The sequence below is a fragment of the Thiomonas sp. FB-6 genome, assembly GCF_000377645.1.
GTDB lineage: Bacteria > Pseudomonadota > Gammaproteobacteria > Burkholderiales > Burkholderiaceae_C > Thiomonas_A.
Map to the genome: position 1 here is coordinate 135,633 of NZ_KB898471.1, position 21,008 is coordinate 156,640.

Here is a 21,008-nt window from a genome sequence, read left to right on the forward strand (position 1 = left end):
CGACGTGGCCCCCACCATCGGGCTGCTCGGCGGCAGCTTCGACCCCATCCACCTCGCGCACCTGGAACTGGCGCGCTGTGCCGAGGGTCAACTCGAACTGGACGAGGTCTGGCTGATCCCGGCCGGTCGCCCCTGGCAGCGCGGCGACCTGGGCGCCGACGCGGGCCAGCGCGAGCAGATGGTGCGCCTGGCCGCGCAGGGCGAGCCGCGCCTGCGGGTGCTCGACCTGGAGCTGCGGCGCAGCGGCCCGAGCTACACGGTGGATACGCTGCGGGAATTGCAGGCCGCCCACCCCGGCCATCGCTTCGTGCTGCTGCTGGGCGCCGACCAGCTGGAGAACTTCCGCACCTGGAAGGACTGGCGGCACATCGCGGCCGGCGCCGACCTGGCCGCCGCGCCGCGCCCCGAGCACGAACTTCGGCCCGACGCCGAACTGCTGGCCGCGCTGCAGGCCGCCGGGCACCGGCTGCTGCAGTTGCGCATGCCCCCGCTGGCCGTGTCGGCCACGGCGGTGCGCGAACACGCCGCGCAGGGTCTGGACCTGCGCGGACTCGTGCCGCCGGCCGTGGCGGACTATATTGAACGACATCACCTCTACCGAAACCACCCTGCCCCGCATGGACATCCGTAAACTGCAACGCATCATCGTCGGCGCCCTGGAAGACGTGAAAGCCCAGGACATCCAGGTTTTCAACACGGAGACGCTGACCAGCCTGTTCGACCGCGTGATCGTCGCCAGCGGCAGCTCCAACCGCCAGACGCGCGCGCTGGCGGCGACCGTGCGCGACAAGGTGCGCGAGGCCGGCGGCACGGTGAAGAACCCGGAGGGCGCCGAGAGCGGCGAGTGGGTGCTGGTGGACTGCGGCGACGCCGTGGTGCACATCATGCAGCCGGCCATCCGCGCCTACTACAAGCTGGAAGACATCTGGGGCGGCAAGAGCGTGCACCTGAAGGTGCGCCAGCCGCCCGAACCCCAGCCTGGCGTGCGCCGCGCCGGCGACGGCCAGGCCGCGAAACCGGCGGGCAAGGCGCCGGCGAGCAAGACGCCTGCCAGGAAGGCCCCGGCAGGCAAGGCAGCGGCGAACAGGGCACCGGCGAAGCGAGGCGCGGGCAGCGCCCTGGACGAGGCGCCGGCACGGGCCTCCAGGGCACCGGCCCGCAAGAGCGCCGCTCCCCGGGCTGGCGCCAGCGGCGCGGGCCGCAGCGCCGCGGCACCAGCCGCGAAACGCGCAGGCCCGGCGGCGAAGACCTCCGCGAAATCCGCCGAGACCTCGGCCGTCAAGAGCGCCGCGCCCTCGGCCGCCGCTCGCGCGCGCCGGCCGGCGGCCAAGGCCACGGCGGGAACCGCCGCGCCGCGCCGGGCCGCGACCTCGCGCGCCAAGCCCAAGGCCTGAGCCGGCGTGTGAACCTGGGCAGGCGCGCGCGGTGAAGTACTGGCTGATCGCGGTCGGCCAGCGCATGCCCGCCTGGGTGGACGAGGCCTACGCCGAGTATGCCCGGCGCATGCCGGCCCAGACCCCGCTGCAGCTGCGCGAGCTGCGCGCGGAGTCCCGCGGGGCCGGGCTGGACACCCAGAGCGTGATGGAGCGCGAGGCCCAGCGCATCGAGGACGCCCTGCCCGCGCAGGCGCTGCGCGTGGTGCTGGACGAACGCGGCCAGCGCATGAGCACGCTGCAACTGGCCGAGGCCATGCGCGGCTGGCGCCAGCAGGGGCGCGACGTGGCCTTCGTGGTGGGCGGCGCCGACGGTCTGGCACCCGCCATCAAGGCCTCCGCCGACCTGCTGCTGCGCCTGTCCGACCTCACGTTGCCCCACGGCCTGGTGCGCGTGCTGCTGGCCGAGCAGATCTACCGCGCCCACAGCGTGATCACGGGGCACCCGTACCACCGGGCGGGGTGAGGTCGGCGACGGCGCCTACGTGCTGCGGAACCGACCCACTCCGCGAAGCTTGTGCAGTGTTCACCAGAGGTAATACACGATGGTGAAGCTTCCGACCAAGGTGGCGCTCACGAGGAAGACCGAAAAGAAGATCCGCGCGAGCCAGCGATCGAGGCGGGTCGTGTGGGCATACACCGCGTCGCAATCGGCGAACAGATCACCCATCGGGCCTGATCGGACCCACCGTGTGTAGCTCCGCGGCAAGGCGATGGCCGCCGCTACATTCGGGATCTCGCCGCCGGGATAGAGCGGCATTCCGAGCCGGAACCGCGTCTGGGGGTTCTTGCGCAGCTTGCGCACCGTGACGACCGCGAATACGCCAAACAAAAGGAAGCTAAGGAACGCGCCTCCCATGGCCAGGAGAAAGAGTGGGAGCGCAAACGCGGGCTCGCTCACGGCAGCGCTCCCTGGAACTTGACGATGTCGTCGTAATGTTCTCGCGCAAACTCCTCGGCCGCCAGCCCCGCAGCAATGCTTCCCGCGGCGGCCATCCCCGCAGCTGCCAGACCCACCAGGATCAGCGCCCACCCCGCGGGGGTCAACATCGCGACGGCGCCGATGGCGCCCGCTCCAACCAAGGTAGACGCAGCTCCCGCGATGGATGCCCCGCCGAACCCTGCCGCCTCGATGGCCATCTGCCGACGCCAGTCCCCGCCGCTCTGCTCGACGTCGTAGACATTTTGGATCCGCCGGCCCAGATCGATGACCAGGACCCCGCGGCTCAGGTACCTGGCGTATCTGGCAAGCTCGGCCAGCTTCCAGGCCTGCGCCTTCGAGCGTACGTCCAGACGCGAGATCTTGGGTATTTGCCACACCCGATCGGGCACCAGGACCTTTCCGGACACGAGCATCATGGCGCGTGGGAACCAGTTTGTGGTTAGCAGCGCCAACTCCTGCCGGAACATGCTGTTGAGCTCGGCCCCCGAACGCTGCAGTGCCGCGCGAGCCGCGGCTCGGAGCGGGCCTTCCGGGGCTCCCTTGCGCGTGGCGCGGTGATAGGCGTCGATGGCATCCTGGTGCTGCCGCATGGCTTCGAGAAATCGCTCCATGCGCCCACGGTACGTATCGGCAGCGGCCTGGGCAACGCTCAGGCCGTTCAGGACGTGGTTGCGCAGATCGACGCTGAGTTCGGCCAGCGCCACGGTCGCCGCGCCGCCGAAGTCCTGGCACATGTCGCACAGCAGGCCGCCGTGGGGCTCCAGCATGCGGCAGTAGTCCAGTTCGTCGAGGCCGTGGTCGGATCCGAGCAGGTAGGGAACCCTGGCGGACAGCCAATCGGGCTCGCGGCCCCAGCGGTCGAGCAGGCTGCCCTCGGGAACTCCGTGGAATTGGACCAGCGACCGCAGGTCGGAGCGATGGGGGCACATCAGCAGCGTGGGCATGGGAACTCGATGCATGGCGCGGCGCCATGCGCCGCCGATGCATCCAGCCTATGCGGGATGAATGTCCCCCATAGCCCTTGCGCCGCAATGGCGGGACGCCCATGCGGGTTCACCCCGCGGGACCAAGGTCCTCCAGGTCCTGCCAGCGCTGCAGCGCGGCTCCCAGTTCCTGTTCGATGGCGTCGAAGCGCGCGCGCATCGCCCCCACCTGCTGCGCCTGCTCGCGGTACAGCGCGGGGTCGGCCAGGCGCTGGGTGAGTTCGCGCTGCTCCTGCTCGAGCTGCTCGATGCGCGCGGGAAGCTGTTCGAGCTCGCGCTGCTCCTTGTAGCTGAGCTTGCGCCGCGCGGCGGGCGCGGGCGCCGCGCGCTGCGCGGCGTTCGGGCTCGTCCCGGATGGGTTCGCGCCGGCCGCGCCGCCGGCGGCCGGCGCCTGGGCCGCGCGCTGGCGCTGCGCCAGCCAGTCCTCCACGCCGCCCTCGTACTCGCGCCAGCGGCCCGGCGACTCCCAGGCCAGGGTGCTGGTGACCACGTTGTCCACGAAGCGGCGGTCGTGGCTGACCAGGAACACCGTGCCGGGGAAATCCTGCAGCAGCTGCTCGAGCAGCTCGATGGTGTCCATGTCCAGGTCGTTGGTGGGCTCGTCGAGCACCACCACGTTGGCCGGGCGGGCGAACAGGCGCGCCAGCAGCAGGCGGTTGCGCTCGCCGCCGGACAGGGATTTCACCGGTGAGCGCGCGCGCGAGGGCGGGAACAGGAAATCCCCCAGGTAGGCGCTGACGTGCTTGCGCGTGCCGCCGATCTCGATCCACTCGCTGCCGGGGCTGATGGTGTCGGCCAGCGTGGCCTCGGGGTCGAGCGCGGCGCGCATCTGGTCGAAATACGCCACCTGCAGGCGGGCGCCCTGGCGCACGCTGCCGCGGTCGGGCGCCAGTTCCCCGAGCAGCAGCTTGAGCAGCGTGGTCTTGCCGGCGCCGTTGGGCCCGAGAATGCCCACCTTGTCCCCGCGCAGCACGATGGCGGAGAGGTCCCGCACCACCTGCTGCTCGCCGAAGGCCTTGCTCACGCCCTGGAGCTCGGCCACCACCCGCCCGCTGGCCTCGCCGCGGTCGAGCTCCAGGCGCACGCTGCCCAGCGCCTCGCGGCGCTGCGCGCGCTGCTGGCGCAAGTGCTGCAGGCGCTGCACGCGGCCGACGCTGCGCGTGCGCCGCGCCTCGACGCCGCGGCGGATCCACTCTTCCTCCTGGGCCAGCAGCTTGTCGGCGCGGCCCTGCGCCAGCGCCTCGTCGGCGAGTTCGCGCGCCTTGCGCTGCTCGAAGGCGGCGTAGTTGCCCGGATAGCTGCGCAGCACGCCGCGGTCGAGCTCGATGATGCGCGTGACCACGGCGTCGATGAAGGCGCGGTCGTGGCTGATCACCAGCACGCTGCCGCGAAAGCCCGCGAGCAGTTGCTCGAGCCACTGGATGGCGTCCAGATCCAGGTGATTGGTGGGTTCGTCGAGCAGCAGCACGTCGGGGCTGGCGGCCAGCGCCTGGGCCAGCGCCACGCGCTTTTGCTGGCCGCCCGACAAGGCCGCCACCTCGGCCTGCGGATCCAGCTCCAGGCGCTGCAGCACCTCCTGCACGCGCTGCTCCCAGTTCCAGCCGCCGAGCAGTTCGATGCGGGTCTGCAGGGCGTCCAGGTCCTCGCCGGGCGCGTGGGCCTCGAAGCGCTGGCGCAGCGCGCGGGCCTCGGCCACGCCTTCGGCCACCGCGTCGAACACGGTGGCATAGCCCTGCAGCTGGGGCTCCTGCGCCACGTAGACCAGGCGCAGCCCCTGCTGGCGACGCAGTTCGCCGGAATCGGGGGACTCGGTGCCGGCGATGATGCGCAACAGCGAGGACTTGCCGCTGCCGTTGCGGCCGATCAGGCCCACGCGCTCGCCGGCCTCCAGGCTCATCGAGGCCCGGTCCAGCAAGGCGTGCACGCCGTAGGCCAGGCTCAGCTCCTGGCAGCTCACGATGGACATGGTGGCAAGGCGCGCCGGGCGCGCAAAAACCGTCATTGTGCCAGCCGTGCCGGGAAGCCTGCAGCACCGGGGCGTGCAGGCGTTCGGCGCTCGGGCGCAGGCCGTATGATGCCGAGCTTGCCCCGCCCGCCCCTCCATGACCCGCCGCCCAGCACTCTATCTCGCCTCCGCCAGCCCGCGGCGGCGTGAGTTGCTGCAGCAGATCGGCGTGGACTTCCAGCCCTTGCTGGCCGGCGAGGACGAGGACGTCGAGGCCCTGGAAGCCGAAAGACCGTCGGAGCCCCCCGCGCGCTACGTGCGCCGCGTGGCCAGGGCCAAGCTGGAGGCGGCGCTGCTGCGCCTGCGCCGGCGCGGCCTGGCCCCCGGCGCAGTGCTGTGCGCCGACACCACGGTGGCGCTGGGCACACGCATCCTGGGCAAGCCCCTGGATGCCATGCAGGCCCGCGACATGCTGGGCGATCTGGCCGGTACCGAGCATCGCGTGCTCAGCGCCGTGGCGCTGGCGTGGCCGCAGCCCGCAGGCGGCTGGCGGCGGGCCGAGGCGCTCAACGTCAGCCGCGTGCGCATGAGCGCGCTGCCCGCGCAGGCCATCGACGACTACGTGGCCAGCGGAGAGCCTTTCGGCAAGGCCGGGGCCTACGCGGTGCAGGGGCGCGCGGCCGCCTTCATCCAGCACATCAGCGGCAGCTATTCGGGAGTGATGGGCCTGCCGCTGTTCGAGACCGCCGCGCTGTTGCGCCAGGCGGGCATTCTTTCCTGAGCCGGGGCGACGCTCGCCATGCAAGAAGACCTGCTGATCAACATCACCCCGCAGGAGACGCGGGTCGCGCTGGTGGCCCAGGCCGCGGTGCAGGAAATCCACATCGAGCGCACCCTGGAGCGCGGGCTGGCCGGCAACGTGTACCTGGGGCGGGTGGCGCGGGTGCTGCCGGGCATGCAGTCGGCCTTCGTCGACATCGGCCTGGAGCGCGCGGCCTTCCTGCACGTGGCCGACCTGTGGCAGCGCATGAACGCGGGCGGCGAGGCGCGCCAGGGCGGCGGCGCACCGCAGGTGCCGATCGAGAAACTGGTGTTCGAGGGCCAGTCCCTGCTGGTGCAGGTGATCAAGGATCCCATCGGCGCCAAGGGCGCGCGCCTGTCCACCCAGATCAGCCTGGCCGGGCGCCTGCTGGTGCACCTGCCGCAGGACAGCCACATCGGCGTGTCGCAGAAAATCGACGACCCGGCGCTGCGCGACAGCCTGCGCCAGCGCCTGACGGTACTGGCGCAGCAGCACGATGCGCAGGCCGGCATGGGTTTCATCGTACGCACGAATGCCGAGGACGCGAGCGACGCCGAACTGCTGGAGGACATCGCCTACCTGCGCAAGACCTGGGGGGTGCTGCAGCAGCGCGTGCGCGCGGCGCAGGCGCCGGTGCTGCTGTACCAGGAACTCAGCCTGGCGCAGCGCGTGCTGCGCGACCTGGTCACCGAATCCACGCGCAGCATCCAGGTGGACTCGCGCGAGAACCACGAGCGTCTGCGCGAGTTCGCCGCCGAATACATGCCCGGGGTGCTCGATCGCCTGCAGCTGTACCGAGGCGAGCGCCCGCTGTTCGACCTCTACAACATCGACGGCGAGATCGAGAAGGCGCTGGGCCGGCGCGTGGACCTGAAGTCGGGCGGCTACCTGATCATCGACCAGACCGAGGCGATGACCACGGTGGACGTGAACACGGGCGGCTACGTGGGCGCGCGCAATTTCGACGATACGGTGTTCAAGACCAACCTGGAGGCGGCGCAGGCCATCGCGCGCCAGCTGCGCCTGCGCAACCTGGGCGGCATCATCCTCCTCGACTTCATCGACATGCACAGCGCCCAGCACCGCGCGGCGGTGCTGGAGGAGCTGAAGAAGTCCCTGTGGCGCGACAAGGTGAAGGTGACGGTCAACGGCTTCTCCCAGCTCGGGCTGGTGGAGATGACCCGCAAGCGCACCCGCGAGTCGCTGGCGCACCTGCTGTGCGAGCCCTGCCCCACCTGCGCCGGGCAAGGCCAGGTGAAGACCGCCCGCACGAGCTGCTACGACATCCTGCGCGAGATCCTGCGCGAGGCGCGCCAGTTCAACCCGAAGGAATTCCGCATCCTGGCCTCCAACGCGGTCATCGACCTGCTGCTGGAGGAGGAGAGCGCGCACCTGGCCGAGTTGTCGGACTTCATCGGCAAACCCATCGCGCTGCAGGTCGAACCGGCCTACCACCAGCACCAGTTCGACATCGTGCTGCTCTGATCAGCTCCCCGGGCAGCTCGCGCTGGAGCCGGGCACCTTGCCCAGCAGCAGCAGGAAACTGGCGAAAGGCTTGATCGCGCGCATGGCCACCAGCTTGGGGCCCTGGAACTGCAGCTTGCCGCTCATCATCGCCCACATGGGCCCGGGGTCGCCGCGGCCCATCGCCTCCCAATTGGCGGTGGTGGCGTGCATCAGGAAGTCCACCCCGAAGTCGGCCGGGGTGTTCGGCGTGCCGCCGTAGCTGCACCAGGCCTGCCCGTCCTTGAGCACGATCTTCAGCTCCACGGTGCCGGGGGCGCCGCAGTCGTCGCGGTACATCTGCACGATCTTGTAGCCGCGGCCTTTGTCGTCGTGCAACCACTCGCCCGAAAGGCCCTTGGCCAGTTCCGGGGTCTGGTTCCAGGCCTGGCAGAAGTTCGCCGCCCAGGCGGGAGACATCAGCACCGGCGGGTCGGCGGCATGCGCCTGGGAAGCCGCCAGCAGGCAGCAGGCGCCGAGCAGGCGCGGCAAACGGGTCATACCCCAAGAAACGGCCATGGACACTCCTCCTTTACGGGGCGGAGTATGCGGGGACTCCCCGGGGATCGCACTCGGGGCTTACCAGAATACCCCTTGCAGTGTCTGCGGAAGAAACGACGCCCATCAAGCAAAAGCCCGGGCACGGCCCGGGCTTGTTGCGGAGCGAGCGCGGGCTCAGGCGAATTCGGCCAGGCTCTTGCGCATCTTCTTCATGGCCGCCACCTCGATCTGGCGGATGCGCTCGGCCGACACCCCGTACTCGGCGGCCAGGTCGTGCAGCGTGCGTCCGCCACTGCCGTCGTCGTTGACGGCCAGCCAGCGCTGCTCGACGATGCGCCGGCTGCGCTCGTCCAGCGCCTGCAGCGCATGCTCCAGCCCTGCTCCCTGCAGGCGCTCGCGCCCGCGCGCCTCGAGCACGGCCTCGGGCGCATCGCTGCTGTTGCTGAGGTAGGCGATGGGCGAGAAACTCTCCGAGGCGTCGTCGGCGGGTTGCAGCGAGACGTCGCCGCCGGCCATGCGCTGCTCCATCTCGATCACGTCGGAGCGCTTGACCTGCAGCTTGCTGGCCACGGCGTCGATTTCCGCGTCGTGGAAGCTTTCCAGGCCCTGCTTGAGCGAACGCAGGTTGAAGAACAGCTTGCGCTGCGCCTTGGTGGTGGCCACCTTCACCAGGCGCCAGTTGCGCAGGATGTATTCGTGGATCTCGGCCTTGATCCAGTGCAGCGCGTAGCTCACCAGGCGCACGCCCTGCTCCGGGTCGAAGCGGCGCACCGCCTTCATCAGGCCGATATTGCCTTCCTGGATCAGGTCGGCGTGGGGCAGGCCGTAGCCCAGGTAGCTGCGCGCCACCGAGACCACCAGCCGCAGGTGCGACATCACCAGTTTCCCCGCGGCTTCGCGGTCCTCGCGCTCGCGCCAGGCGCGCGCCAGCTGCTGCTCCTCCTCGAGGGACAGCATCGGCATGCGGTTCACCGCCGAAATGTAGGATTCCAGGTTGCCCAGGCTGGGAACCTGCGCCGGAAAGCCGACCCCTTGCGCTCGCAGCGCCAGGCCGCCGGAAAGGGTGAGAGCACCGGTTTGCGCCATCTGCAGACTCCTCCTCATGTCAGGGGGTATTTTAGCACTCCTGGACCTGGAGTGCTAAAGACCCGGAAAGTTCCATGGGCTGGATCAAGCGCGGGCCTGGGGCCGCGGTGCCGCGCGCTTGCGGCGCGAAGGCGCTAGGCTCTCGGATCGTCCTCGCGCCGGCCGGCCCGTGCCGCCCGGCGCCCAGAACGCCGTCCCCGCCCCTTCATGCCCGACTCCTCCCCGCATCCGCCCTCCCCGGCGCCGGAGGCCGCCGTGCCCGGCGTGCGTTTCCCGGTGCTCGTGGCCCTGGTCGTGGCCATCGCCTTCCTGATGGAGCAGCTCGACGCCACCATCGTCACCACCGCGCTGCCGGACATGGCGCGTGCGCTGCATACCAACGCCGTGGACATGAACCTGGCGATCAGCAGCTACGTGCTGACCCTGGCGGTGTTCATTCCCCTGAGCGGATGGTTCGCCGACCGCTTCGGCGCGCGCCGCGTGTTCATGGCGGCGCTGGCCCTGTTCACCACCGGCTCGGTGCTGTGCGGCGCCGCGCAGGACTTCGGCATGCTGGTGGCCACCCGCGTGCTGCAGGGCCTGGGCGGCGCCATGATGACCCCGGTAGGCCGCCTGATCCTGCTGCGCAGCTTTCCGCGCAGCCAGTTGGTGCGCGCGATGACCTACATGATCGTGCCGGCCATCGTCGGGCCCGTGCTGGGTCCGCCGGTGGGCGGCTACCTGAGCACCTATCTGTCGTGGCGCTGGATCTTCTACGTCAACGTGCCCTTCGGGCTGCTGGGCATGCTGCTCGCGTGGTACCTGGTGAGCCCGCAGGCCGAGGAGCCCGACGCCCGCTTCGACTTCACCGGTTTCGCGCTGTTCGGCTGCGCCATCGCGCTGCTGCAGTTCGTCATGGAGTCGCTGGGCCGGGCACGCCCCGCGCTGCTGCTGGCCGCCGCGGCCGGCTGCGTGGCGCTGCTGCTGGCCCTGCTGCGCCACAACCGCACTCGCGCCCGCCCGGCGGTGGACCTCGGGCTGCTGCGCCAGCGCGCCTTCGGCACCGCCACGCTGGCGGGCGGGCTGTGCCGCGTGGCCATGAACGCGCCGGTGTACCTGCTGCCGCTGATGCTGCAGCTGGGCATGGGCCTGTCGGCGGTGCAATCGGGTTCGCTGACCTTCCTGTCCGCCATCAGCGCCCCGGGGATCCGGGCGGTGATCAGCCCGGCGCTCAGGCGCTGGGGCTTCCGCGGGCTGCTCACGGGCAGCGCGGTGGCCTGCTCGGCGATGCTGTGCGTGTTCTCGCTGCTCGGTCCGCACACGCCGAAGGCCTGGATCGCGGCCTCGATCATCGCCTACGGCGCGGTGCGCTCGACCCAGTTCATGAGCTCCAACACCCTGGCCTATGCCGACGTGCAGGCCGAGCGCCTGAGCCGCGCCACCAGCCTGGGCGGCCTGCTGCAGCAGCTCACGGTGAGTTTCGGGGTAGCGATGGCGGCCACGCTGCTGCGCCTGTTGTCGCCGGGCGATCTGCAGCCCGGCATGGGGCAGTTCCACACCGCCTTCGTGCTGCTGGCGGCGTTGCCGCTGCTCACGCTGCCGGTGTTCCTGCGCCTGCGCGCCCAGGACGGCGCCACGGTCAGCGGCCAGGCCCCCGCGCGCGACGCGGATTGATCGGACTCAGTCGGCGCAGGGCCGCCCCAAGCCGACTGAGCCCCCTCGGGGGGCAGCGAGCGAAGCGAGCGTGGGGGCCGTCACTCAGTCGGCGCAGGGCCGCCCCAAGCCGACTGAGCCCCCTCGGGGGGCAGCGAGCGAAGCGAGCGTGGGGGCCGTCACTCAGTCGGCGCAGGGCCGCCCCAAGCCGACTGAGCCCCCTCGGGGGGCAGCGAGCACAGCGAGCGTGGGGGCCGTCACTCAGTCGGCGCAGGGCCGCCCCAAGCCGACTGAGCCCCCTCGGGGGGCAGCGAGCACAGCGAGCGTGGGGGCCGTCACTCATTCAGTCCACCAGCGCGCGGGCGAAGGCGCGCGCATCGAAGCTCTGCAGATCTTCCAGGGATTCGCCGACGCCGATGAAATAGATCGGCACCGGGCGCTCGCGCGCGATCGCCGCGATCACCCCACCCTTGGCGCTGCCGTCGAGCTTGGTCAGGATGATCCCGCTCAGGCCCAGCGCGTCGTCGAAGGCTCGCAGCTGGGCCAGCGCGTTCTGGCCGTTGGTGGCGTCGATCACCAGGATCGCCTCGTGGGGAGCGCCGTCCATGGCCTTGCCGATCACGCGCTTAACCTTGCGCAGTTCCTCCATCAGGTGCACCTGGGTGGGCAGGCGGCCGGCGGTGTCGACGATCACCACGTCGACGTCGCGCGCCCGCCCCGCCTGCACGGAATCGAAGGCCACGGCGGCGGGGTCGCCGCCCTCCTGCGCGATCACCTGCACCTCGTTGCGCTGCCCCCAGGCGGCGAGCTGCTCGCGCGCGGCGGCGCGGAAGGTGTCCCCCGCGGCCAGCAGCACCTTGCAGTCGGCGGCCTGCAGATGGCGCGTGAGCTTGCCGATACTGGTGGTCTTGCCGGCCCCGTTGACCCCCACCATCATGATCACGGTGGGGCGGGCCCGGCCGATGTCCAGGGGCTTTTGCAGCGGCTCCAGCAGTTCCGCGAGCAGGTCGCGCAGCAGTTCGCGCACCTGCTGCGGGGTCTCGGCGCGCGCGGCGCGCACGCGCCGGCGCAGTTCGTCCAGCAGGTAGCTGGTGGCCGAACTGCCGGCGTCGGCCAGGATCAGCGCGGTCTCGAGTTCCTCGAACAGTTCCTCGTCCACCCGCGTGCCGCCGAACAGGCCGGAAATGCCGACCCCGGTCTTGCGCAAGCCCTGGCGCAGACGTCCGAACCAGCCCGCGGGGGGCTGTTCGACCCGCAGTTCCACGTCGGCTTGCGCATCGGCCTCCACCTCGCGTCCCACGACGGCCGCGGCGGCGGCGGCGGCCGCCTCGGGTGCCGCAAGGGGCGGCTCCTGGCGCTCGCCGGTCGCGGCTGCTGGCGCCGGGCCGGTCGCGGCGTGGGCTTCGGCGGCGGCTTCGGCCGCGGCCGGCACGGAGGCGGCGGCTTCGGCGGGCGCGGACTTGCGCTTGAAGAATCGGAACATGTCGAAGAGTTTGCGAAGGAATCCATGCACGGCATCGCCTGCCGGCCAATCCCCTATTGTCGCCTCTGGCGCACGCCGCGGTTCGGGCGGCGCTCCGGGGACACGCTGCGGCCCCCGGAGCAACCGGGCTTGCGGGGAGCTTGTCCGATCGGCGCTATGCTGGCGCCCCCGCCGCCCGCCCGAGCCAGCCGCGCATGAAAGCCACCCCGAGTCCACCCCGCCACCCGCGCGCCGGGCCCGGCAGCGTGCGCATCATCGGCGGGCGCCTGCGCGGCAGCAAGCTGCGCGTGCCCGATGTGCCGGGGCTGCGGCCCACGCCCGACCGGGTGCGCGAAACCCTGTTCAACTGGCTGGGCCAGGACCTGCAGGGCCTGCGTTGCCTGGACCTGTACGCCGGCAGCGGCGCGCTGGGGCTGGAAGCCGCCTCGCGTGGCGCCAGCCGGGTCGACATGGTCGAGCGCCACCCGGCCCTGGCCCGCGCCCTCGGCGAGGCGGCGCAGCGCCTGGGGGCGCAGGCCGTGCGGGTGCACGCCGGCGATGCCGGGGCCTTCGCCGCCGCGCAAGCGCCGGGCAGCTACGACGTGGTGTTCGTCGACCCTCCCTTCGCGCTGGCCGGCGCCCACGAGCGCGCGCTGGCGCAGGCCGCGCGCCTGCTCGCCGGGCAGGGCCGGGTGTACCTCGAGGCCCCTGACGCCGCCAGCCTGGGGCGCTGGGCCGCCGCCGGCTGGGAGGTGCTGCGCAGCGCGCGCGCCGGCCAGGTGCACTACGCCTTGCTGCGCCGCGACGCCGGCGCGGCCCCGACGCTAGACTTGGGCCTGGACTCGAACCGGCCCCCGGGCTGCGACGTAAGGCCCACAGACACGCCATGCTGACCGCCGTCTACCCAGGAACCTTCGACCCCCTCACCCGAGGCCACGAGGATCTCGTGCGCCGGGCGAGCGGCCTGTTCCCGCGCGTGATCGTCGGCGTGGCCGCCGGGCACCACAAGAATTCCCTGTTCAGCGTCGACGAACGCCTCGACCTGGCCAGGGCAATCCTGGCGCCCTATCCGAACGTGCGGGTGGAGGGCTTCACGGGGCTGCTCAAGGACTTCGTCGAACAGCAGGGCGCCCAGGTGATCGTGCGCGGCCTGCGCGCGGTGAGCGACTTCGAATACGAATTCCAGATGGCGGGCATGAACCGCCAGCTGATGCCCCAGGTGGAGACGCTGTTCATGACCCCGGCGGATCAGTACCAGTTCGTATCGGGCACCTTCGTGCGGGAAATCGCCATGCTCGGCGGCGATGTCGGAAAATTCGTGATGCCGCTGGTGACCGAGCGACTGGCCGAGAAGCTGGCGGCGCGCCGCCAGGCCGAAATGGCTGAAATCGCCGCACAGGCGCAGGCGCCCGGGCAGGCGGGCCGATCTGCCGCGGCCTGAACGCCGCGGTACCCGTTGCGCTGGGCCCGTTGCGCCGCGCGTTTCCCTTCCCTTCCCTTCGAGAACCCCAAGCGCCATGGCCCTGTGGATCACCGACGAGTGCATCAACTGCGACGTCTGCGAGCCCGAGTGCCCGAACCAGGCCATTTCCATGGGCCCGGAGATCTACCGCATCGACCCGGGTCGATGCACGGAGTGCGTGGGCCACTTCGACAAGCCGCAATGCGTGCAGCTGTGTCCGGTGGATTGCATTCCCGTGCACCCTGAGCACGTGGAAAGCCGCGAGCAGTTGTGGGAACGCTATCTGCGCCTGCAGCGCGAGGCGCAGCAGCCTGCGCCCGAGCCTGGCGCGGCCGTGGCGAAGGCCGCGGGCGCCTGAGCGGGCGGCGCTTGCAGGCGCCTACGGGCGCGGCGTGTTGCCGCGGTGCAGTTCCATGACGGCCGCGTCGAACTCGCCGCGCAGCACGCGCGCAAGCGCGTCCAGCGCGCGGTCCATCGCCTGCTCGATCAGTTCCAGTTCGCCGCGCTGGGGCCGCCCCAGCACGAAGCCGATCACCGCCTCGCGGCTGCCCGGGTGGCCGATGCCCAGGCGCAGGCGCCAGAACATCGGCGTGCCGAGCTGCGCCGCGATGTCGCGCAGGCCGTTGTGGCCGGCGTGGCCCCCACCGCACTTGAGCTTGACCTGCCCGGGCGGCAGGTCGAGTTCGTCGTGCACCACCAGGATCTCTTCCGGGGTGATCTTGTAGAAGCGGGCCATCGCGCCCACCGATTGCCCGGAACGGTTCATGTAGGTGCCCGGCTCCAGCAGCCACACCTCGCCGTGCGGGCCGCGCAGGCGCGCGACGTGACCGAAGAAGCCCTTTTCCGGGCGCAGATCGACGCGCTCGCGCCGGGCGAGCTGGTCGACCCACCAGAATCCGGCGTTGTGGCGCTGTTGCGCATGCTCGGGGCCTGGATTGCCCAGGCCCACGATCAGGCGGATCAAGACGCGTCCCCCGACTCGGGCGATTCGGACTCGGTGCGGGGCTCGCGCGCGAGCAAGGCCTCCAGCGCGCCGGCGGCATCCGTGCGCCGCTCGAGCAGCGCGCACACCTGTTCGGTGATGGGCATCTGCAGGCCCTGGCTGCGCGCCAGTTCCAGCACGGTGCGCGCGGTGTAGACCCCTTCGGCGACATGGCCGAGATCGCGCACCACGGCCTGCAGGTCCTTGCCGGCCGCCAGTTGCAGGCCCACGCGGCGATTGCGCGAGAGCTCCCCGGTGCAGGTCAGCACCAGGTCGCCCATGCCACTGAGCCCCATGAAGGTCTCCTGGCGCGCGCCCAGCGCGTGGCCCAGGCGGGCCATTTCGGCCAGGCCGCGGGTGATCAGCGCGGCACGCGCGTTGGCCCCCTGCTGCAGGCCGTCGCTGACCCCGCAGGCGATGGCCAGCACGTTCTTCACGGCCCCGCCCACCGCCACGCCGGCCAGGTCGTCGCTGGCGTACACGCGCATCGCCGCGCCATGCAGGGCGCGCACCGCGCATCGGGTCAGCGCCGGCGCGCCCGCCGCCACCAGGGCCACCGGCAGGCCGCGCGCCACCTCCTGCGCGAAACTCGGCCCGGACAGCATGCCCACCGCGGGCGCACGGGCCAGGCCCTGCAACTCCTGCGCGACCACCTGGTGCGGCAGCGCCGCGCTGCCCTGCTCGAAGCCCTTGGCGAGGATCAGCAGGGCCGCCGGGGCCTGCGCGTCGCCGCGCGCCCAGCAGTCGCGCAGCGAACGCGCCAGCTCGCGCAGCGCGGCCACCGGCACGGCGAGCACCACCAGGCCCTGCCCGGCCGCATGGCGCAGCGCAGCGACCGTCGACTCCTCGAAGCGCAGCCCCTGCGGCAGCTCGATGCCCGGCAGGTAACGGGTGTTCTCGCCGCGGCGGCGCATCTGCGCCAGCAGCTCGGCGTCGCGCGCCCACAGCACGGTGTCGCCGCGGCAGGCCGCATGCACGGCCAGCGCGGTCCCCCAGGCGCCGGCACCGAGCACGCATACCGGCACGCCCGGCTTCATCGCGTCCCCTCGCCCGCCGCGCCCGCGCGCATCAGTTCAGCGTCGCGCCGGCGGCCTCGCCACCGGCCTGCTGCGCCTGCTGCGCCTGCTGCGATTCGTACATGGCCTGGAAGTTGATCTCGGCCAGGTGTACCGGCGGGAAGCCGGCGCGGGTGATCATGTCGGCCAGATTCGCGCGCAGGTAGGGATAGACGGTCTGCGGGCAGGCGATGCCCAGCAGCAGGTCCGCGTGTTCCTGCGGCACGTTGCGCAGTTCGAAAATGCCGGCCTGCTTGCCTTCCACCAGGAACAGCGTGCGCTGATCGATGCGCGCGGTGATGGTGGCGGTGACGCACACCTCGACCACGCCCTCGGCCAGGCTCTGCGATTCCACGTTCATCTGCACGTCCACCGTGGGCTGCGCCTGCTCCAGCAGGATCTGCGGGGAATTGGGCTGTTCCAGCGACAGGTCCTTCAGATAGCAACGCTGCAGCGCGAAAACCGGTTGCCGCTGCTGTGCGGCGTCTGCGGGTTGGGGGGTGCTCATGCAGGATGACTCCAGGCTAGGTTGAGGTCCGCCGCGCGGACCCTCGCGGGCCCGCTCGCGCGGTGTCCGGGCATTGTAGGTGGCGCTGCCGCGACCCCGACGCCACGCGGGTGGCCGCGCGGCCCGGCGAGGCTCAGGCCTGGTCGGCCTGGCGCAGCAGGGGCAGCAGCCCGCCGGCCGCGTCCAGCGCGTACAGGTCGTCGCAGCCGCCGACGTGGTGCTCGCCGATGTAGATCTGCGGCACGGTGCGGCGCCCGGTATCGCGCATCATGGCTTCGCGCAGCGCGGGATCCAGGTCCACGCGCAGTTCCTCGAGCTGCTCCACGCCGCGCCGGCGCAGCAGGTCCTTGGCCCGCAGGCAGTAGGGGCACACCGCGGTGGTGTACATGCGCACGAAGGAATGGGCCATGGTCCGCTCAGCTCTTCTCGACCGGCAACCCGGCCTCGCGCCACGCGCGCAGCCCGCCGCTGACCGGCACCGCGCGTTCGTAGCCCAGCTTGCGCAGCTTGCCCGCGGCGCGCGCCGCGCGCGCACCGCTCTGGCACATCAGAAGCACCGGAAGCTGCTTGTTCTTGGGCAATTCGGAGGCACGTTGCTCGAGTTCGCCCAAAGGAATGTTGCGCGCGCCCACGCAATGCCCCGCCGCGTGCTCGGAGGCCTCGCACACGTCGATCATCACGCCCTTCTCGCGGTTGATCAGGCGCACGGCCTCGGCCGCGGGCACGCCGCCGGAGCCGCCGCCGCGGGAAAAGGAACTCCACAGCAGCATGCCGCCCGAGACCACGGCGATGGCGATCAACGCGAGGTTGTCGATGATGAACTTCAAATTGCTCTCCGCAGGCCAGGAAACGAGCCTCCTATTGTAGGGAGGAACGCCGCGCCCCCGCGGAGGTGCCGCCGCCGTCCACTACGATAGGGGCTTCACCTTGCGATCCCGAACCATGCACAAACTCGTGATGATTCGCCACGGCGAATCGACCTGGAACCAGGAGAACCGATTCACCGGCTGGGTGGACGTCGACATCACCGACAAGGGCGTCGCCGAAGCGCGCCGCGCCGGGCAGTTGCTGAAGGCCCACGGGCTGGATTTCGATGTCGCCTACACCTCCGTGCTCAAGCGCGCCGTGCGCACGCTGTGGCTGTGCCTCGACGAGATGGACCGCATGTGGCTGCCCACCGTGCACAGCTGGCGTCTCAACGAGCGCCACTACGGCGCGCTGCAGGGCCTGAACAAGGCCGAGACCGCCGCCAAGTACGGCGACGAGCAGGTGCTGCAATGGCGCCGCAGCTACGACGTGCGTCCGCCGCTGATGAACGAGGCGCACCGCCATGAACTGGCGGCCGACCCGCGCTACGCACGGGTCAACGCCGACGAGCTCCCGCTGGCCGAATGCCTGCAGGACACGGTGCGCCGGGTCATGCCGCTGTGGGAGGAATCGCTGGCGCCGGCCATCCGCGCCGGGCGCCGCGTGCTGGCGGTCTCGCACGGCAACTCCATGCGCGCCATCGTCAAGCACCTGGACGGCATCTCGGACGCCGACATCGTGGGCCTGAACATCCCCAACGGCGTGCCGCTGGTGTACGAACTCGACGCCGAGCTCAAGCCCATCCGCCGCTATTACCTCGAGGACCCGAAGGCCGCGACCTGAGGCCCCGGGGGCCGCGGCGGCGGTGCCTGCGGGCACGGCCCTGGACCTATACTCTCGACCTATCTCCGGGACCGGGCACGGGCCCGGTCCTGGGGGCGCTCGGCACCCGGATTCGAAGGACACCGCATGGCAGGCAAACTCAAGATCACGGCGTGGATCGGCGCCGGCATGCTCACGGGCGCGCTGGCGACCCTGCAGCTCCAGGCCTTCGCGCGGGGCTCGGTATCCCCGTTGCCGCTGGAGGAACTGCAGCAACTGGCCGCGGTGTACGGCCTGGTCAAGGCCGACTACTTCGAGCCGGTGCATGGCAAGAAGCTCGTGCAGGATGCCATCAACGGCATGGTCAACGGGCTGGATCCGCATTCGGAATACCTGGATGCGAAGGATTACAAGGAGTTTCGCGAGAGCACCAGCGGGAAATTCGTGGGCGTGGGCATCGAGATCGCGCCCAAGGACGGGCTGATCCAGGTGGTCTCGCCGATCGAGGGCTCGCCGGCGGCGCGCGCGGGCATCCAGGCCGGGGACCTGATCACGCGCATCGACGACGCCGCCGTGAAAGGCCTGCCGCTGGACAAGGCGGTCAAGCTCATGCGCGGCAAGCCGGGCACCCAGGTGCGCCTGACCCTGCTGCGCAAGAGCGCGAACCGCACGATGACCCTGGTCATCACCCGCGAGGAAATCCACGTGCAGAGCGTGCGCGGGCGCATGATCGAGCCCGGCTACGGCTGGGTGCGCATCAACCAGTTCCAGTCCGACACCCTGCCCGAATTCGTGGCCAAGGTGGACGCGCTGTACAAGGCCGACCCCGGGCTCAAGGGCCTGGTGCTGGACCTGCGCAACGACCCGGGCGGGCTGCTGGAGAGCGCGGTGGGCGTGGCCTCGGCCTTCCTGCCCTCCGAATCGGTGATCGTGTCCACACGGGGCCAGATCCCCGAGGCCAACGTGAGCTACCGCAACACGCCCAGCGACTACTCGCGGGTGCCGGGGCAGAACCCGCTGGCCTCGCTGCCGTCCGCCGTGAAGAAGGTGCCGCTGGTGGTGCTGGTCAACGGCGGCTCGGCCTCGGCCTCGGAGATCGTCACCGGCGCGCTGCAGGACTACAAGCGGGCCCAGGTGATGGGCGAGCTGACCTTCGGCAAGGGCTCGGTGCAGACGGTGCTTCCGCTGGGGCCGGAAACCGCGCTGAAGCTGACCACCGCGCGCTACTTCACGCCCAACGGGGAGTCGATCCAGGCTCGCGGCATCACGCCCAACTACATGGTGGGTCCGCTGCCCGGCGGCGACCCCTACGCGGCACTGCGCATGCGCGAGGTGGACTACAAGAACCAGATCGGCACCGGCGTGCAGGCCGCGAGCTCGCCGCAGCTGCGCCAGGAAATCCAGCACCAGGACGAGGCCCGGCAGGAACTGGAAGCGGCCATCGAGAAGAACCCGAAGAAGTTCCCCAAGCTGCCCGAATACGGCAGCAAGCAGGACTGGCAGCTGGAGCAGGCGCTGAACCTGCTGCAGCACAAGCCGGTGGTCACCGAGAAGCTGCCCGCAGCGCAGGCGGCCGCCAGCGCGGCCTCGACCGCGGCGCAACCGGCGCCCACGCACTGAAGCCGTCCGCGGGGCCGCGCCGGCAGGCTCGGCCCCGCCCGCCCACGCGGCCCGCCGCATGAACGATTCCGAACTGCTGCGCTACTCGCGCCATATCCTGCTCGATGCCCTGGGCATCGACGGCCAGCAGCGCATCCTGGACGCGCACGCCGTGGTGCTGGGCGCCGGCGGACTGGGTTCTCCGGTCGCGCTGTACCTGGCCGGCGCCGGCGTGGGCCGCATCACCCTGGTCGACGACGACCGGGTCGACGCCACCAACCTGCAACGCCAGATCGCCCACACCGAGCAGCGCCTGGGCATGCCCAAGGTGGAGTCCGCGCGCATCGCGATGCAGCAGATCAACCCCCACCCGAACATCCGCACGGTGGCGCGCCGCGCCGACGCGGCGCTGCTGGACGAACTGCTGGCCGATGCCTCCGTGGCGCTGGACTGCAGCGACAACTACGCCACCCGCCATGCGCTGAATGCGGCCTGCGTGCGCCGCGCGGTGCCCCTGGTCAGCGGCGCGGCGATCGGCTTCGACGGCCAGGTGGGAGTGTTCGACACGCGCCCCGGCGAGACCGGGCCGGGGCCCTGCTACGCCTGCCTGTTCGCCCCCGATGCGCCGGTCGAGGAGGTGCGCTGCGCGGTGATGGGCGTGATCGCCCCGCTAGTCGGCGTGGTGGGCAGCCTGCAGGCCCTGGAAGCGCTGAAGCTGCTGGCCGGCGCCGGACGCAGCCTGGCCGGGCGCCTGCTGTTGATCGACGCGCTGGACATGGACATCCGCACCCTGCGCCTGCAGCGCAATCCGGACTGTCCGGTCTGCGCGGCGAGGGCCCGGCATCCGGCAAGCGCCTGAGCTGCGCGGGGCGCCCGCGCCGGCTCGGGGCTGAGGCGGGTCAGTCGTCCTGGGGAGCGTTGCCGCTGGCGTCGCCGATGCCCGGCCACAGCGTGGTGGGCGCGTCGTCGCGCCAACGCCCGGTCAGGCTCCAGTCGCCTCCCTGCAATTGCGCGGCATACACCACCGGGTCGAGTACCGCGGTGGCCTGGTAGACGCCTGGCCCGGTACGCTGCAACAGCAGATCGAGGTCGCCGCTGCGCCGCAGCGGATGGCGCAGGCGCAGGTGCAGCAACGCGTCGGCCGGGGCCGGCTGCAGTTGCACGCGGAGCAGCCCCGCATGCCAGGAGAGCCGGGCGCTCAGGCCCATCTGGCGGGCGCGCTGCGCCTGTTCCAGGCTGCTGCCCACGCGCAGCCCGCGCTCGTAGGGATGGCTGGTGACCAGGCTGTCGCGTCCGTGCATGGCCACGGCCAGCAGCGTGAAGCCGATGACCACCATGGTCGCCGGCAGCGCGATCAAGGCCCAGGGCCAGGGCTGGCGCCACCAGGGCGTGGAGACGGGAGAGGCTTGCACGGCGGGGAAGGCGGGTGGAAAGGCCCGACTCTAGCCGGGCCGGTACGCGCGCCCCATGATCCAGGACAAAG

At 71.3% G+C, this 21,008-nt stretch carries 24 protein-coding genes; 12 read left to right on the forward strand and 12 right to left on the reverse strand.

Annotation, left to right across the window (positions count from 1 at the left end; all coding sequences use genetic code 11):
* Nucleotides 1-4: 4 nt before the first annotated feature.
* The 3 genes from nadD to rlmH are packed head-to-tail and all read left to right on the forward strand — an operon-like array spanning nt 5 to nt 1,899.
* On the forward strand, nt 5-631 hold the full coding sequence (gene nadD / locus D466_RS0100655; protein WP_018911754.1) for a nicotinate (nicotinamide) nucleotide adenylyltransferase: 627 nt from the start codon (nt 5-7) through the stop codon (nt 629-631).
* Nucleotides 618-1,394 (forward strand): ribosome silencing factor, encoded by a 777-nt coding sequence (gene rsfS, locus D466_RS0100660; RefSeq protein ID WP_018911755.1) that lies wholly within the window; start codon nt 618-620, stop codon nt 1,392-1,394. Before nadD ends, rsfS begins: the two co-directional genes overlap by 14 nt.
* Nucleotides 1,395-1,425: 31 nt before the next feature.
* Nucleotides 1,426-1,899, forward strand: a complete 474-nt coding sequence (gene rlmH / locus D466_RS0100665; RefSeq protein WP_018911756.1) for a 23S rRNA (pseudouridine(1915)-N(3))-methyltransferase RlmH — start codon at nt 1,426-1,428, stop codon at nt 1,897-1,899.
* A gap of 60 nt (nt 1,900-1,959) precedes the next feature.
* Here rlmH and D466_RS20075 read toward each other — a convergent pair whose 3' ends face one another.
* The 3 genes from D466_RS20075 to D466_RS0100680 all read right to left on the reverse strand — a co-directional run bounded on the left by D466_RS20075 (nt 1,960) and on the right by D466_RS0100680 (nt 5,325).
* Complete coding sequence (locus D466_RS20075; protein ID WP_018911757.1) at nt 1,960-2,334, reverse strand: hypothetical protein; 375 nt, start codon at nt 2,332-2,334, stop codon at nt 1,960-1,962.
* Nucleotides 2,331-3,320: a hypothetical protein gene (locus D466_RS0100675; RefSeq protein WP_018911758.1), complete on the reverse strand. Its 990-nt coding sequence runs from the start codon at nt 3,318-3,320 to the stop codon at nt 2,331-2,333. The genes D466_RS20075 and D466_RS0100675 overlap by 4 nt, the downstream gene beginning before the upstream one ends.
* Nucleotides 3,321-3,429: 109 nt before the next feature.
* Nucleotides 3,430-5,325, reverse strand: a complete 1,896-nt coding sequence (locus tag D466_RS0100680) for an ABC-F family ATP-binding cassette domain-containing protein (RefSeq protein WP_026284731.1) — start codon at nt 5,323-5,325, stop codon at nt 3,430-3,432.
* A 136-nt stretch (nt 5,326-5,461) separates the two neighbouring features.
* Between D466_RS0100680 and D466_RS0100685 the strand changes: the two genes are divergently transcribed.
* Both D466_RS0100685 and rng read left to right on the forward strand, forming a co-directional pair.
* Nucleotides 5,462-6,085, forward strand: coding sequence for a nucleoside triphosphate pyrophosphatase (locus D466_RS0100685; RefSeq protein ID WP_026284732.1), 624 nt, complete (start codon nt 5,462-5,464; stop codon nt 6,083-6,085).
* 18 nt (nt 6,086-6,103) lie between these two features.
* Nucleotides 6,104-7,591 (forward strand): ribonuclease G, encoded by a 1,488-nt coding sequence (rng, locus tag D466_RS0100690; RefSeq protein WP_018911761.1) that lies wholly within the window; start codon nt 6,104-6,106, stop codon nt 7,589-7,591.
* Here the strand turns inward: rng and D466_RS0100695 are convergent, their stop codons facing one another.
* Nucleotides 7,592-8,128 carry an SCP2 sterol-binding domain-containing protein gene (locus D466_RS0100695; RefSeq protein WP_156003881.1) on the reverse strand — a complete coding sequence of 179 codons (537 nt, stop codon included), beginning with the start codon at nt 8,126-8,128 and terminating at the stop codon, nt 7,592-7,594.
* Between the two features lie 156 nt (nt 8,129-8,284).
* Nucleotides 8,285-9,196: an RNA polymerase sigma factor RpoH gene (gene rpoH, locus D466_RS0100700; protein WP_018911763.1), complete on the reverse strand. Its 912-nt coding sequence runs from the start codon at nt 9,194-9,196 to the stop codon at nt 8,285-8,287.
* A 207-nt stretch (nt 9,197-9,403) separates the two neighbouring features.
* On the opposite strand from rpoH, the gene D466_RS20080 reads away from it, so the two are divergent.
* Complete coding sequence (locus D466_RS20080) at nt 9,404-10,849, forward strand: MDR family MFS transporter (RefSeq protein WP_018911764.1); 1,446 nt, start codon at nt 9,404-9,406, stop codon at nt 10,847-10,849.
* 322 nt (nt 10,850-11,171) lie between these two features.
* Here D466_RS20080 and ftsY read toward each other — a convergent pair whose 3' ends face one another.
* Nucleotides 11,172-12,311 (reverse strand): signal recognition particle-docking protein FtsY, encoded by a 1,140-nt coding sequence (ftsY, locus tag D466_RS0100710; protein WP_018911765.1) that lies wholly within the window; start codon nt 12,309-12,311, stop codon nt 11,172-11,174.
* 194 nt (nt 12,312-12,505) lie between these two features.
* On the opposite strand from ftsY, the gene rsmD reads away from it, so the two are divergent.
* The 3 genes from rsmD (at nt 12,506) to D466_RS0100725 (ending at nt 14,110) form a co-directional block, all read left to right on the forward strand.
* Nucleotides 12,506-13,183, forward strand: coding sequence for a 16S rRNA (guanine(966)-N(2))-methyltransferase RsmD (gene rsmD / locus D466_RS20085; protein WP_051083645.1), 678 nt, complete (start codon nt 12,506-12,508; stop codon nt 13,181-13,183).
* Nucleotides 13,177-13,731, forward strand: coding sequence for a pantetheine-phosphate adenylyltransferase (gene coaD, locus D466_RS0100720; protein ID WP_018911767.1), 555 nt, complete (start codon nt 13,177-13,179; stop codon nt 13,729-13,731). Before rsmD ends, coaD begins: the two co-directional genes overlap by 7 nt.
* A gap of 76 nt (nt 13,732-13,807) precedes the next feature.
* Nucleotides 13,808-14,110 (forward strand): YfhL family 4Fe-4S dicluster ferredoxin, encoded by a 303-nt coding sequence (locus tag D466_RS0100725; RefSeq protein WP_018911768.1) that lies wholly within the window; start codon nt 13,808-13,810, stop codon nt 14,108-14,110.
* Nucleotides 14,111-14,131: 21 nt separating this feature from the next.
* Here the strand turns inward: D466_RS0100725 and pth are convergent, their stop codons facing one another.
* The 5 genes from pth to D466_RS0100750 form a co-directional block, all read right to left on the reverse strand.
* Nucleotides 14,132-14,716, reverse strand: a complete 585-nt coding sequence (gene pth / locus D466_RS20090; protein ID WP_018911769.1) for an aminoacyl-tRNA hydrolase — start codon at nt 14,714-14,716, stop codon at nt 14,132-14,134.
* A complete protein-coding gene (locus tag D466_RS0100735) occupies nt 14,713-15,771 on the reverse strand; it encodes an NAD(P)H-dependent glycerol-3-phosphate dehydrogenase (protein WP_018911770.1) in 1,059 nt (352 codons plus the stop codon). Before D466_RS0100735 ends, pth begins: the two co-directional genes overlap by 4 nt.
* A gap of 31 nt (nt 15,772-15,802) precedes the next feature.
* Nucleotides 15,803-16,297, reverse strand: a complete 495-nt coding sequence (secB, locus tag D466_RS0100740; RefSeq protein ID WP_018911771.1) for a protein-export chaperone SecB — start codon at nt 16,295-16,297, stop codon at nt 15,803-15,805.
* Nucleotides 16,298-16,430: 133 nt separating this feature from the next.
* On the reverse strand, nt 16,431-16,706 hold the full coding sequence (gene grxC / locus D466_RS0100745; RefSeq protein WP_018911772.1) for a glutaredoxin 3: 276 nt from the start codon (nt 16,704-16,706) through the stop codon (nt 16,431-16,433).
* A 7-nt stretch (nt 16,707-16,713) separates the two neighbouring features.
* Nucleotides 16,714-17,124 carry a rhodanese-like domain-containing protein gene (locus D466_RS0100750; RefSeq protein ID WP_018911773.1) on the reverse strand — a complete coding sequence of 137 codons (411 nt, stop codon included), beginning with the start codon at nt 17,122-17,124 and terminating at the stop codon, nt 16,714-16,716.
* Nucleotides 17,125-17,239: 115 nt separating this feature from the next.
* Between D466_RS0100750 and gpmA the strand changes: the two genes are divergently transcribed.
* The 3 genes from gpmA (at nt 17,240) to D466_RS0100765 (ending at nt 20,384) form a co-directional block, all read left to right on the forward strand.
* Nucleotides 17,240-17,947, forward strand: a complete 708-nt coding sequence (gpmA, locus tag D466_RS0100755; protein ID WP_018911774.1) for a 2,3-diphosphoglycerate-dependent phosphoglycerate mutase — start codon at nt 17,240-17,242, stop codon at nt 17,945-17,947.
* Nucleotides 17,948-18,073: 126 nt separating this feature from the next.
* Nucleotides 18,074-19,546, forward strand: coding sequence for a S41 family peptidase (locus tag D466_RS0100760; RefSeq protein ID WP_018911775.1), 1,473 nt, complete (start codon nt 18,074-18,076; stop codon nt 19,544-19,546).
* Between the two features lie 58 nt (nt 19,547-19,604).
* The gene (locus D466_RS0100765; RefSeq protein ID WP_018911776.1) at nt 19,605-20,384 is read left to right on the forward strand and encodes a molybdopterin-synthase adenylyltransferase MoeB; all 780 of its coding nucleotides are present in this window, start codon (nt 19,605-19,607) and stop codon (nt 20,382-20,384) included.
* A gap of 40 nt (nt 20,385-20,424) precedes the next feature.
* Here D466_RS0100765 and D466_RS20095 read toward each other — a convergent pair whose 3' ends face one another.
* Nucleotides 20,425-20,937 carry a FixH family protein gene (locus D466_RS20095; protein WP_156003884.1) on the reverse strand — a complete coding sequence of 171 codons (513 nt, stop codon included), beginning with the start codon at nt 20,935-20,937 and terminating at the stop codon, nt 20,425-20,427.
* Nucleotides 20,938-21,008 lie beyond the last annotated feature (71 nt).

What these genes read in the sequence shown, in the direction of transcription:
- rsfS (WP_018911755.1), top strand. Translation starts at nt 618, where the DNA reads ATGGACATCCGTAAACTGCAACGCATCATCGTCGGCGCCCTGGAAGAC.
- D466_RS0100675 (WP_018911758.1), bottom strand. Translation starts at nt 3,320, where the DNA reads ATGCCCACGCTGCTGATGTGCCCCCATCGCTCCGACCTGCGGTCGCTG.
- D466_RS0100680 (WP_026284731.1), bottom strand. Translation starts at nt 5,325, where the DNA reads ATGTCCATCGTGAGCTGCCAGGAGCTGAGCCTGGCCTACGGCGTGCAC.
- D466_RS0100685 (WP_026284732.1), top strand. Translation starts at nt 5,462, where the DNA reads ATGACCCGCCGCCCAGCACTCTATCTCGCCTCCGCCAGCCCGCGGCGG.
- rng (WP_018911761.1), top strand. Translation starts at nt 6,104, where the DNA reads ATGCAAGAAGACCTGCTGATCAACATCACCCCGCAGGAGACGCGGGTC.
- D466_RS0100695 (WP_156003881.1), bottom strand. Translation starts at nt 8,128, where the DNA reads ATGGCCGTTTCTTGGGGTATGACCCGTTTGCCGCGCCTGCTCGGCGCC.
- rpoH (WP_018911763.1), bottom strand. Translation starts at nt 9,196, where the DNA reads ATGGCGCAAACCGGTGCTCTCACCCTTTCCGGCGGCCTGGCGCTGCGA.
- D466_RS20080 (WP_018911764.1), top strand. Translation starts at nt 9,404, where the DNA reads ATGCCCGACTCCTCCCCGCATCCGCCCTCCCCGGCGCCGGAGGCCGCC.
- ftsY (WP_018911765.1), bottom strand. Translation starts at nt 12,311, where the DNA reads ATGTTCCGATTCTTCAAGCGCAAGTCCGCGCCCGCCGAAGCCGCCGCC.
- rsmD (WP_051083645.1), top strand. Translation starts at nt 12,506, where the DNA reads ATGAAAGCCACCCCGAGTCCACCCCGCCACCCGCGCGCCGGGCCCGGC.
- coaD (WP_018911767.1), top strand. Translation starts at nt 13,177, where the DNA reads ATGCTGACCGCCGTCTACCCAGGAACCTTCGACCCCCTCACCCGAGGC.
- D466_RS0100725 (WP_018911768.1), top strand. Translation starts at nt 13,808, where the DNA reads ATGGCCCTGTGGATCACCGACGAGTGCATCAACTGCGACGTCTGCGAG.
- D466_RS0100735 (WP_018911770.1), bottom strand. Translation starts at nt 15,771, where the DNA reads ATGAAGCCGGGCGTGCCGGTATGCGTGCTCGGTGCCGGCGCCTGGGGG.
- secB (WP_018911771.1), bottom strand. Translation starts at nt 16,297, where the DNA reads ATGAGCACCCCCCAACCCGCAGACGCCGCACAGCAGCGGCAACCGGTT.
- grxC (WP_018911772.1), bottom strand. Translation starts at nt 16,706, where the DNA reads ATGGCCCATTCCTTCGTGCGCATGTACACCACCGCGGTGTGCCCCTAC.
- gpmA (WP_018911774.1), top strand. Translation starts at nt 17,240, where the DNA reads ATGCACAAACTCGTGATGATTCGCCACGGCGAATCGACCTGGAACCAG.
- D466_RS0100760 (WP_018911775.1), top strand. Translation starts at nt 18,074, where the DNA reads ATGGCAGGCAAACTCAAGATCACGGCGTGGATCGGCGCCGGCATGCTC.
- D466_RS0100765 (WP_018911776.1), top strand. Translation starts at nt 19,605, where the DNA reads ATGAACGATTCCGAACTGCTGCGCTACTCGCGCCATATCCTGCTCGAT.